Origin of the sequence: Microterricola viridarii (assembly GCF_001542775.1) — a bacterium.
Lineage (GTDB): Bacteria > Actinomycetota > Actinomycetes > Actinomycetales > Microbacteriaceae > Microterricola > Microterricola viridarii_A.
The window spans coordinates 2,259,857-2,270,429 of sequence record NZ_CP014145.1; the positions used below are offsets into that span (position 1 = coordinate 2,259,857).

At 71.0% G+C, this 10,573-nt stretch carries 11 protein-coding genes; 5 read left to right on the plus strand and 6 right to left on the minus strand.

The window, feature by feature from the left end:
• Positions 1-68 precede the first annotated feature (68 nt).
• The gene (locus AWU67_RS10360) at positions 69-665 is read right to left on the minus strand and encodes a hypothetical protein (protein ID WP_067228605.1); all 597 of its coding nucleotides are present in this window, start codon (positions 663-665) and stop codon (positions 69-71) included.
• 102 nt (positions 666-767) lie between these two features.
• On the opposite strand from AWU67_RS10360, the gene AWU67_RS10365 reads away from it, so the two are divergent.
• From AWU67_RS10365 to AWU67_RS10375, 3 genes are all read left to right on the plus strand, one after another.
• Positions 768-2,279 carry an aminotransferase class V-fold PLP-dependent enzyme gene (locus tag AWU67_RS10365; RefSeq protein ID WP_082716919.1) on the plus strand — a complete coding sequence of 504 codons (1,512 nt, stop codon included), beginning with the start codon at positions 768-770 and terminating at the stop codon, positions 2,277-2,279.
• Between the two features lie 171 nt (positions 2,280-2,450).
• Entirely contained in the window at positions 2,451-3,221 is a 771-nt protein-coding gene (locus AWU67_RS10370) for an HNH endonuclease family protein (RefSeq protein WP_234407217.1), read from the plus strand.
• A gap of 34 nt (positions 3,222-3,255) precedes the next feature.
• Positions 3,256-4,041 (plus strand): alpha/beta hydrolase, encoded by a 786-nt coding sequence (locus AWU67_RS10375; protein ID WP_067228610.1) that lies wholly within the window; start codon positions 3,256-3,258, stop codon positions 4,039-4,041.
• A 7-nt stretch (positions 4,042-4,048) separates the two neighbouring features.
• Here AWU67_RS10375 and AWU67_RS10380 read toward each other — a convergent pair whose 3' ends face one another.
• The gene (locus AWU67_RS10380; protein ID WP_067232572.1) at positions 4,049-4,345 is read right to left on the minus strand and encodes a DUF1905 domain-containing protein; all 297 of its coding nucleotides are present in this window, start codon (positions 4,343-4,345) and stop codon (positions 4,049-4,051) included.
• A 75-nt stretch (positions 4,346-4,420) separates the two neighbouring features.
• On the opposite strand from AWU67_RS10380, the gene AWU67_RS10385 reads away from it, so the two are divergent.
• Positions 4,421-5,818 carry a DUF2252 domain-containing protein gene (locus AWU67_RS10385; RefSeq protein WP_067228612.1) on the plus strand — a complete coding sequence of 466 codons (1,398 nt, stop codon included), beginning with the start codon at positions 4,421-4,423 and terminating at the stop codon, positions 5,816-5,818.
• Positions 5,819-6,215: 397 nt separating this feature from the next.
• Entirely contained in the window at positions 6,216-6,812 is a 597-nt protein-coding gene (locus AWU67_RS10390; RefSeq protein ID WP_425339203.1) for a hypothetical protein, read from the plus strand.
• 23 nt (positions 6,813-6,835) lie between these two features.
• Here AWU67_RS10390 and sufU read toward each other — a convergent pair whose 3' ends face one another.
• From sufU to AWU67_RS10410, 4 genes are all read right to left on the minus strand, one after another.
• Positions 6,836-7,285 (minus strand): Fe-S cluster assembly sulfur transfer protein SufU, encoded by a 450-nt coding sequence (gene sufU / locus AWU67_RS10395; protein ID WP_067228614.1) that lies wholly within the window; start codon positions 7,283-7,285, stop codon positions 6,836-6,838.
• Positions 7,282-8,634, minus strand: coding sequence for an aminotransferase class V-fold PLP-dependent enzyme (locus AWU67_RS10400; RefSeq protein WP_067228617.1), 1,353 nt, complete (start codon positions 8,632-8,634; stop codon positions 7,282-7,284). The genes sufU and AWU67_RS10400 overlap by 4 nt, the downstream gene beginning before the upstream one ends.
• Before the next feature lie 206 nt (positions 8,635-8,840).
• The gene (locus AWU67_RS10405) at positions 8,841-9,560 is read right to left on the minus strand and encodes an endonuclease/exonuclease/phosphatase family protein (protein ID WP_067228619.1); all 720 of its coding nucleotides are present in this window, start codon (positions 9,558-9,560) and stop codon (positions 8,841-8,843) included.
• Positions 9,561-9,669: 109 nt separating this feature from the next.
• A complete protein-coding gene (locus AWU67_RS10410; RefSeq protein WP_067228621.1) occupies positions 9,670-10,383 on the minus strand; it encodes a hypothetical protein in 714 nt (237 codons plus the stop codon).
• Positions 10,384-10,573 lie beyond the last annotated feature (190 nt).

Consider the following 10,573-nt stretch of genomic DNA (forward strand, 5'->3'; position numbering starts at 1 on the left):
CCGTGCCTCATTCGGGCGCGATGGGCTTTCTGCGGATGCCCGATGTCTTATACCGCGGGCGGCTTGCCTCAGCGAGCGTGCTCGCGCGGGAGGCGTACCGACGCGGCGACCTCGGCGATCTCCGGGAAGCCCTCGGTGATCAGCATCCAGATCGACTGCTCGTCGACCCGGTTGTCCTGATGCACGACGATCTGCCGGTTGTGCGCGGCGAGCGTCCACATGGGGTCGTCGAAGCGCACCGGGTCGAGCCGGGTGAGCAGCCGGGCCAGCTCGCCGACCCGCGCAATGAGCGCCTCGCAGGCCAGCGGCAGTGCGGCATCCGAGCGGAATGCGGCGCGACCCCGCTCCACGATCTCGGTGCCGGCGTCGACGGCTGCGATGAGCCCATTCAGCCAGCGCTCCGCGAGGTCCTCCGGCGAGACGCCGGCGGGTAATGCGGGCAGTTCGCCCTCTGCTGTGCCGGCAGGGCGTGCCGGTTCCAGCGGGGCCGCGAAGACGATCTTCTCGTAGCGCGCGAACGGCAGGATGACGGCTTCGGCCCGACGGTGTGAGCCGAGCACGACCGGCTGGGCGCCCTCCGGGTCGGCCCGGAACCGGCGCAGTGCCCCCGACAGCCCGGCGCGGGCATGCGCGACCGTCGTCACGAGAAGCGGGCGTTCGGTCATTCCCCCAACGATAAAGCCTGAACAGAAATATGTACATTTTCATGTACATCCCTCGCGGGTCGCCTATTTTCACCGGCAATGCCGAGGCGTAGGCTGTGCCGCATGGGCGCCCCGGGTCTGGCTTCGGGCAGCATCGCCGCGGATGCCGCCGGCGCCCGCAGCGCGCCAGCCGAGCCCTCGCGTGCGCACGACGACCCTCGGCTGGCCCTCGTCGGCTCCGACACCGAGGTGCCCGTGGTCAGCGGCGAGACCCGCAGATTCGTGAACCTCGACTACGCGGCATCCGCCCCCGCGCTGCGCGTGGTGCACGACGCTGTCGAGGAACTGCTCGGTTGGTACTCCTCGGTGCACCGCGGCGCCGGCTTCAAGTCGCGCGCCTCGACCGCAGCCTATGAGGGTGCCCGGGAGTCGATCCGACGCTTCGTCGGCGGCCGGCCCGGCGACGCCGTGATCATCACCCGCAACACCACCGACTCGATCAACCTGCTCGCCGCCTCGCTGCCGCCCGGCACCCACGTGGTCGCGTTCGCGGGCGAGCATCATGCCAACCTGCTGCCCTGGCGGCGGTTGCAGGCGCACTACCTGCCCGCGCCGGCGTCCCCAGAACTCCTGCTCGACCGGCTCGCCGCGACGCTGAAGGCGCTGCCGCATGGCGCCGCCGCCCGCCTCGTGGCGGTGACCGGGGCCAGCAACGTCACCGGCGAAATCTGGCCGATCGCGGCCATCGCCCGCGTCGCGCACGAGCACGGCGCCCGGGTGCTGGTCGACGCCGCGCAGCTCGCCCCGCACGCGCCGATCGACATGGCCGGCGACGACATCGACTACCTGGCGTTCTCGGGACACAAGCTCTACGCGCCCTACGGGGCCGGCGCGCTGCTCGGCCGGCGGGACTGGCTGGCCAGCGGCGACCCGTTCCTGCGCGGCGGCGGCGCGGTCAAACTCGTCTCGATCGCCGAGACGCTCTGGGCCGACCTGCCCGAGCGCCAGGAAGCCGGCTCCCCCAACGTGCTCGGCGCGGTCGCTCTCGGCGTCGCCTGTGACACCCTCGCCGCTGTTGGCATGGCGCGCATCGCCGCCGAGGAGCGGGTGCTGCTCGATCGGTCCCTCGAGCGGCTGGCCCGGGTCGACGGCTTCCATGCGTTGCGCGTCTGGCCGGCCGAGCACCCGCGGGTCGGTCTGGTCACCTTCGCCGTGCGGGGTCTGCCTTACGACCTGCTCGCCGCGGCGCTCTCGGCCGAGCACGGCATCGGCATCCGGCACGGCTGCTTCTGCGCGCATCCGCTGATGGTGAGCCTGCTTGAGGTGTCGGATGCCGAGGTGCACCGTCTCTTCGATGAGACTCGGCTCGGCCACCACGAGCGGCTGCCGGGTGCCGCCCGGGCGAGCCTCGGTGTGGGGTCCACGCTGGCCGACGTGGAGGCGCTCGGCACCGCTCTCGACTCCCTCGTCGCCGACGGCCCGCAGTGGACGTACGCCGTCGCCCCGGACACCGGCATGTACGAACCGGACCCCGACCCGCGCCCGCTCCCCGCCCTCGGCATGCGCCTGGTCGAGCACCCGACCGAGCACGCCAGCCTGCTCGGGCACCCGCACAGCCACGGCGAGTCGGCCTGAGGCGCCCTCCAGCCGACGTGGAGAGAGGCGCGGCGCCCTCCAGCCGACGTGGAGAGAGGCGCGCGCTGGCTGGGGTCCTCGAAACCCCACGTTGGCTCGAGGGAGGGCTAGCGACCGAAGCCAACGCCTGCTCACGGCATCCGTGTCGGTGGTCTCGCATAGCCTTGAACTTTGGCATTCGAACACAAGGCGGCAATGAGCACCAAGGCCAACACCCGACGCACACTATCGAGAAGGCGCCGCGCGCTGGCCGGCTGGGCCGTCGTGCCCGTGCTGCTGGCGATCGGCATCGCGGCCGTCACGGCCCTGACCGAGCCGGCCGAGACCGCGCCCGCCGCCCCGGCGCCGCCCGCGGCATCCGGCACCGCACTCGAACAGCTCGGCACGCTCCCCGTCAAGGGCCGCGCACCGAAGACCGGCTACGACCGCACCGTGAGCTTCGGCACGGCCTGGCGCGACGTCGACCAGAACGGCTGCGACACCCGCAACGACGTGCTCGCCCGCGACCTCACCGCGATCGACCGGCCGGCCGGATGCCGTGTGCTGAGCGGCCGGCTCGCCGACCCGTACACGGGCACGACCATCGACTTCGTGCGCGGCCAGGGCACCTCGCAGGCGGTGCAGATCGACCACGTGGTGGCGCTGATGAACGCGTGGGAGACCGGCGCGCAACAGCTGACCGTCGAACGGCGGACCGAACTCGCGAACGACCCGCTCAACCTGCTGGCCGTCGAGGGCCGCGCCAACTCGCAGAAGGGCGCCGGCGACGCCGCCACCTGGCTGCCGCCGAGCAAGGGTTACCGCTGCGAGTACGTGGCCAGGCAGGTCGCCGTCAAGGCCAACTACAACCTGTGGGTGACGCAGGCCGAGCACGACGCGATCGAGGGCGTGCTCGCCGGCTGCCCCGGGCAACCCGCACCGGCCCAGAACCCACCGGCCTAGGCCGCACCGCGTAGCCGCTGCGAGAATAAGAGGCGTGACCACAACAGCTGACGCTTCCGCGCCCCGCACCCTCCGCCCGAAGCGACACCGCCTGCGCACCGCGGTGCTCTGGGTGCTCAGCCTGCTCGTGCTGCTTGTTGTGGGCGTGCTGTTCTGGGCGCACACCGTGATGATGGGCGAGCGGCCAGCCTCCCTCGAGGTCTGGAGCGACCCGGCCATCACGGTCACCGCCACCGACCACTCGGTGGTGCTCTCCCCCAGCGGCGATCCGTCGGGCACCGGCCTCGTCTTCATCCCCGGTGCCAAGGTCGACCCCTACGCCTATATGTACAAGCTCGCCGGCATCGTCGAGCAGACCGGTGCCACCGTCGTCATCACCAAGCCCACCCTGAATCTGGCCTTCTTCGACACCCGTCCGCTCAGCACCTTCACCGCCGACGCCCCCGCGGTCGACGAGTGGTACGTCGGCGGCCACTCCCTGGGCGGGGTGCGCGCCTGCCAGCTGGTCGACGCCCCGGATGCCGCCGCCGACGGCGTCGTCGGCCTGGTGCTGTTCGGCAGCTACTGCGCCAACGACCTGAGCGGCACCGACCTGCGGGTGCTGAGCATCAGCGGCAGCGACGACGGGCTCAGCACCCCGCAGAAGATCGACGCGGCCGCGCACCTGCTGCCCGGGGATGCCGTCTTCGTCGAGGTCGACGGAGCCAACCACGCCAGCTTCGGCGACTATGGTGTGCAGCCGGGCGACGGCACGGCCACGATCGACGACACGCAGATGCGCCGCGAGATCACGGACGCCCTGCAGGCCTTCGGGCTGTAACGGGCGGTTACAGCTCGACGAGCTCCAGCCGCACCGCCACCGGCTCGCCGTCTTCGAGGCCCTCGGCGACGCGCACGGCCTTCTTGATCGGCAGCCAATGCCCGCCGGTGCGGGAGTCCGGGAACACCGAGGTGAGCCAGCTCGTGCCGCCGACCGTCACGCGCACCTTGATGGCGCCGAAGCCGCGCGGCATCCGCGGAATCTCGCGGAGGTCCTCGCTGGCCTCCTCCGGCAGGGTCACGAAGAACCAGGACGCTCCCTGCGAGCTCCACTCCCAGAGCGGTGACGTGAACTCGAATCGCATGCCCCGATCGTAGACGAGCACGCAGGCAGTGCGCAGCGCCCGGTATCCTCGCCTCACACCCGAGAGAGGCCGCCGATGTCCCCGATCAGCACCGCCGTAGACGCCCAACACCTCAGCCAGGCCGAGAGCATGGTGGAGGGCCGCGCCATGCGCGCGCTCACGCCCCGCCGCGACCTCGCCGAGTACATTCCGAGCGAGCGCGACCCCGTCGCCCTGCTGGCCGAGCAGAATGCCGACAGGGTGCCCGAGTTGGTGCCGCTTCGGATGGGGCGCATGCTGGCCAGCCCGTTCGCGTTCTACCGCGGCACTGCCGGCCTGATGGCGGCCGACCTGGCCCGTTGCGCGACATCGGAGATCGAGGTGATCAGCTGTGGGGACGCCCACATCAGCAACTTCGGCCTGTTCGCCTCCCCGCAGCGCAACCTCGTCTTCGACCTCAACGACTTCGACGAGGCCGGCCCCGCGCCGTTCGAGTGGGACGTGAAGCGGCTGGTCACCAGCGTCATCATCGGGGCCAGGGATGCCGGCTTCAGCGAGCCCGAGGCGCGGGAGGCCGCAACGCAGGCCGCGCTCAACTACCGCCGCGTACTCACCGGCATGATGCGCCTCACGGTGCTCGAGCGCTACTACTTCCGGGCTGACACTGACCAGATCCGTGCCGGGCTCGGCCGCTCCGGCCAGCGCATGCTCGACCGGGCCGCGAAGCAGGCTCGCAAGCGCACCTCCGAGGCCTTCGCCGACAAGGTCACCGAGACGATGCCGGACGGACGGCTGCGCATCATTGAGAACCCGCCGTTGCTGCAGCACCTGGACTCCGAGCGCGGCGGCGCCGTGGCCGACCTCTTTGCCCAGTACCGGCAATCCGTGCCGGCCGACATCGCGGTACTGCTCGCCCAGTTCACGCTGGCGGATGTCGCGATGCGCGTCGTCGGCGTGGGCAGCGTCGGCACCCGCTGCTTCGTGCTGCTGCTCACCGGGCCGCAGGGCGAGCGCCTGGTTCTGCAGATCAAGGAGGCCCCGCCCTCGGTATTGGAGACGTGGGGCGGACGGGACGCGCACCGGCTGCCGACACCGGCACGCGGGCCGGAGTTCGCCGACAACGAGGGATTCCGCGTGGTTGCCTCGCAGCGCATCCTGCAGGCCGTGTCCGACTCGTTCCTCGGCTACTTCCGAGCCGACAACGGCCGAGACTTCTACGTGCGCCAGTTCCGGGACCGCAAGGGCTCGATCGACATCGAGGGACTGAGCGTCGGCGACTTCGGCACCTACGCCAATGGGTGCGCGGCGCTCCTCGCGCGGGCGCACGCGCAGAGTGCGAGCGCGCCCGCCGTCGTCGGCTACCTTGGCAGCGGCGACAACGCCGACCGCGCCATCGTGGAGTGGTCCTTCGCCTACGCGGAGCAGTCGCTCGCCGACTTCACCGCGCTGCAGGCGGCCGTCGCCGCCGGACGGGTGGAGGCGACGGCCGGCTGAGCGCCGGGCACCCCTCGAGCAGGCAGGCTCTGTGGCGACCCCGGCGGCGATTGCACGCCGTCCCGAATGAAGTCTGGGAACAATCGCGCGGCGGGCGCATAGCCTGAATGGAGGCTGCCTTGGTTCGCGGCCGCCGATCGAGAGGACGTGCCATGACCGAACACTCTCACCCCGACACCGGCGGCGATCTGCTGCGCCAGCTCACCGTCGCGGTCAGCGCCGTGATCGCCGTGGCCGGCTCGTTCGTGGGTTCTGGCGCCGCCGGGGTACCCCGATCCAGGATGCCGCGGGCGGCGCGCTGGCGGCGGACGCCACCCTCATCGCGCCGGGCACCGGGGCCTTCAGCATCTGGAGCCTGATCTACCTCGGCCTGCTCGTCTACGCCGTCTGGCAGTTCCTGCCCGCGCAGAAGCGGGCCGCGCGGCAGCGCAAGCTGGGCTACCTCGTCGCCGCCTCCCTGCTGCTGAACGCGGCGTGGATTTTGAGCGTGCAATTCGACCAGCTCTGGCTGAGCGTGCCGGTGATCGTCGCGCTGCTCGCCGTGCTCGTGCGTGCGTTCGCCGTGACGATCAAGAACCCGCCGGAGAGCGCCGTCGACGGCATCGTCACCGACGGCACGATCGGCCTCTACCTCGGCTGGGTGTGCGTGGCGACCGCCGCCAATGTTGCGGCGGTGCTGGTCGCGGCCGGCTTCGACGGCTGGGGAATCGACGCCGAGGTGTGGGCCGCTGCGGTGCTCGCCCTCACCGGCGTCGTGGGCATCCTGCTCGCCGTGTACGGCGGCGGACGGATCGCCCCCGCCCTCTCGCTTGTGTGGGGCCTGGTCTGGGTCGGGGTGGCACGCCTCGGCGACGAACAGTTCTCGAACTCGACCGCGATCGGCGCATTCATCGCAGCGGGCGTCATCGTGCTCGTCACCGTGGTCGCCCGCGTGCACGCGCAGCGCACTCCGCTCAGTGCACAGTTGCGGAGGGCGCGGGGCACGCGCCTCTGAGAGCGGGCCCTCCGGGCGCGCGGTTAGGCGAGCGGGCGCACCTCAAGCAGGCAGGCCTCGGTCGCGACCCAGGCGAGCATCGCGCACTTGATGCGCATCACGAACTTGGAGACGCCGTGGAACGCGACCGCGTCGCCGAGCACCTCGTCGTCGGGCTCTCCGGCGCCGCGCGAGCGCAGCATCTCGCGAAACTCGCCGATCAGCGCGCGCAGCTCCTCGACGGTCATGCCGGGCGCCATCTCGGCGAGCACCGACGCGGATGCCATCGAGATGCTGCATCCGGCGCCCGTCCAGCCGAGCGCGGCAACCCGGTCGGTGCCGGGCTCCATCGCGAGTTGCAGGGTGATCTCGTCGCCGCAGCTCGGGTTGCGCTCGAAGTGCTGCGCGTCGGCGTGCTCGAGAACGCCGTCGCCGGAGCGCTTCTTCGAGTGGTCCAGGATCAGCTGCTGGTACAGCCCATCGAGCGCGCTCATGCGGAGGCCCCTGTCACGGTGGAAATCGAGGTTTCGGCGGGGGTGGCGACCCCGAAGTACGGGCGCACCTCGGCGACCGCCGCGAGGAAGCGGTCGATCTCCTCGGTGGTCGTGTAGAGGTAGGCACTGGCCCGGGTGGTGGCGGTGAGGCCGAGCCGGCGGTGCAGCGGCTGGGCGCAGTGGTGGCCGACGCGCACGGCGATGCCCTGGGCGTCGAGGTACTGGCCGACGTCGTGGGCATGCACGCCGTCGACGTCGAAGCTGACCAGGCCGGCGCGCGGCACGCCGGCGGCGGGGCCGACGATGCGGATGCCGTCGATCAGGGCGAGCCCGGCCAGCATCCGCTGGGCCAACTCGTTCTCACGCTCGTCGATGCGCTCCAGCCCGACGCGCTCCAGGTAGCGCACCGCCTCGGCCAGGGCGACGGCCTGCGACACCGGCTGAGTGCCGGCTTCGAAGCGCTGCGGGGCCGGCAGGTAGGTGGCCTCCGTCATGGTGACGGTGCTGATCATCGAGCCACCGGTGCGGAACGGCGGCAGCGCGTTCAGCAGTTCGCCGCGGCCCCAGAGCACGCCGACGCCGGAGGGCCCGAGCATCTTGTGGCCGGAGAGGGCGAGAAAATCGACGCCGAGCTCGGCCACGTTCAGGCGTCGGTGCGGGGCGGACTGGCAGGCATCCAGCACGACGAGGGCGCCGCGCTCGTGCGCGAGCGCGGCGATCTCGGCGACGGGGGCGATGAAGCCGGTGACATTGGAGACGTGGCCGATGGCGACGATGCGGGTGCGCTCGGTGAGGGCGGCCGCGGCATCCGCCAGCGTGTAGATGCCGTCGTCATCGACGGGGATGAAGCGCAGGGTGGCGCCGGTGGCGAAGGCGAGCTCCTGCCACGGGATCAGGTTGGCGTGGTGCTCGGCCTCGGTCACCAGGATCTCGTCGCCGGCGGCGAGGGCGAAGCGGCGGGCGGCCTCTCCCCCGCGGCCGCGGGAGGCGTTGCCGATTCCGTAGGCGACGAGGTTCAGCGCGTCGGTGGCGTTGGAGGTCCAGACGATCTCGTCGGGGTCGGCGCCGAGGAAGTCGGCGAGGGTGGCGCGGGCGTCTTCGAACGCCTCGGTCGCGAGCCCGGCGAGGGTGTGCGCGCCGCGGTGCACGGCGGCGTTGCTGGTGACGAGGAACTCGCGCTCGGCGTCGATGACGGATACCGGCCGCTGCGCCGTCGCCCCGGAATCCAGGTACGCGAGCGGCTGACCGTTCACCTCGGCGGAAAGGGCGGGGAAGTCGCGGCGCAGCTCGAGCACCTCGGCGTCGCCGAGGGCCGAAGCGGCGTGTGGGGGTGAAGCGAGGGAGGACACGAGTGCCTTTCAGTGCGGAGCCGGCGTGCAGTGCTGCGCCGTGTTGCCATGCGGGGCGACGTAAGAGCCACCCCTTCGTGGAACCGCGATGGGTGCCGGATTGTTCCTGTCTCAACGTTAGAGGACGAGGAGGAACGGTTGCTGTGTGGGGGTTTCGACAGGCTCAACCAGCGGATGCCACCCGACGTGCGGCATGCCCGCTGCGCTCAGATGGTGAAGTCTGCGGCGGCCACCGAAGGGTGGGGCGCCCCGGCATCCGTTGAATAGCCCGCCGTCACCAGGATCGGCATGTGGTCGGAGGTGCCGCGCGGCAACGTCTCGACGCTCTGAATCTCGAGGCCGACCGAGGTGGCCAGGTCGAAGTGGCCGCGGAAGAACTTGTACCGCGTGTAGGTGCGCTTGTCGCTGAGGGTGAGGTCGTAGCCGGCGTCGCGCACCTTGTTGCTCAGGTTCTCTTTGAACACCGGGTAGTTGTAGTCGCCGACCATGAGCGTCGGCAGCCCCGGTCCCAGCTGCCACAGCTCGCCGAGGGCCGAGTGGATCTGGTGCCGACGCAGCGAGTTGAGCGCGGTGAGCGGGGCGGCGTGGAAGGAGGCGACTACCAGCTCCCGTTGCGCCTCGCGGTCGTAGAGCCGCGTGCCGATCAGGCGTTCGTGCGCGGGGGTCAGCACCCGGTCGTGCAGCGACTTCTTCAGCGAGAAGGTGCGCGTCTCGAGCGCGTCGAACCGGGTCTGCCGGAAGTAGACGGCGAGGCCGAGCCGGTTGCGCGTGGTCGAGTCGGCCAGCCGCAGGTCGCCGATCGCGGCGGGCATGTCTTGTGTGTCGAGCTCCTGCAGGCAGAGCACATCGACCGCGTAGCGCTCGCACAGCGAGATGAGTTCCCCGCTGGCGCTGTGCTTACGCAGGTTGTAACTGATGATCTTCACTACACACCCATCGCCATGATCGCTGAACCCTTCAAGCCTAAACCGCGTGCTGCCAAGCACAGCTGACGTCCGGCGAACTCCCGGGATCGTGCGGGCGGATGCCGCGGCGTCAGTCGCCGGCCGGCGTCTGCCCGTTGCCCGCGGCGGCGCGGGTGCCTGCGCCGTCGCGAGTTTCGGCACTGTCATGGTCGTCTGCGCTGTGGCCCGTGTCTGGGCTGTCGTGGTGCCGCCGCTCGGTGGCGAGCTCCTGCAGGTCTTCCAGCTGCAGCAGCTGCATCCGGGCGTGCCGTTCCTCGGCGTAGTTATCGCCCAGGTCGACCGGCTCGTTCTCGGCGGCCAGCGTCGACACGACGACGCCGCCGACCTCGTCCCAGGCGGCGACCTTCGCGGCCTCGACCACGCCGGCGACGTACTCGGTGTTGTTCCGCAGTTCGGCCAGCCGATTGGCCAGACCAGAGTAGGTCTCCTCGCGCAGCTGCAGGTTCTGCACATCACTGCGGCGGTAGTCGTGGTGCCCGCTGGCCAACCCAGAGGATTCCCGTGCCGCCAGCCGGGCCGCCCGGATGCGTTGCGCCTGTTCGCTGGCCTCTTCGGCGAGCTTGGCGAGGTTGTCCCGCACGACCTGGGCGTAGCGGTCGGCGTCGAAGACCCGGTCACCGCGCAGGGCGCCGATGATCACCTGGTTCTTGGTCTCCATCCGGGTGGCGTACTCCGCCAACAGCACGCCCTCGTCGATGGCCCGTTCACGGGTGATCCGTCGGGGCGCCGGCAGTCGTTTGGCGTCGAACTTCGCCATCTTCCTGCGCTTGCGGCGGAACCACATATCTCTCCTCAACGAATGCTGCGGCATCCCGACGACCGACCGTGGACACCTGCACGCTCAACAGTATCGGCCGTGCTCCCCCGCGGGCGCCGCCCCTCCGCCCGCGGGGCAAGGCGCGGGCGGCGCCCCTCCCGCCCGCGGGGCAAGGCGCGGCGGCGCCCCTCCCGTTGGCTCGAGGGAGCGCCAGCGA

What these genes read in the sequence shown, in the direction of transcription:
- AWU67_RS10380 (WP_067232572.1), bottom strand. Translation starts at nt 4,345, where the DNA reads ATGCGATTCGAGTTCACGTCACCGCTCTGGGAGTGGAGCTCGCAGGGA.
- sufU (WP_067228614.1), bottom strand. Translation starts at nt 7,285, where the DNA reads ATGAGCGCGCTCGATGGGCTGTACCAGCAGCTGATCCTGGACCACTCG.
- AWU67_RS10410 (WP_067228621.1), bottom strand. Translation starts at nt 10,383, where the DNA reads ATGTGGTTCCGCCGCAAGCGCAGGAAGATGGCGAAGTTCGACGCCAAA.
- AWU67_RS10360 (WP_067228605.1), bottom strand. Translation starts at nt 665, where the DNA reads ATGACCGAACGCCCGCTTCTCGTGACGACGGTCGCGCATGCCCGCGCC.
- AWU67_RS10365 (WP_082716919.1), top strand. Translation starts at nt 768, where the DNA reads ATGGGCGCCCCGGGTCTGGCTTCGGGCAGCATCGCCGCGGATGCCGCC.
- AWU67_RS10385 (WP_067228612.1), top strand. Translation starts at nt 4,421, where the DNA reads ATGTCCCCGATCAGCACCGCCGTAGACGCCCAACACCTCAGCCAGGCC.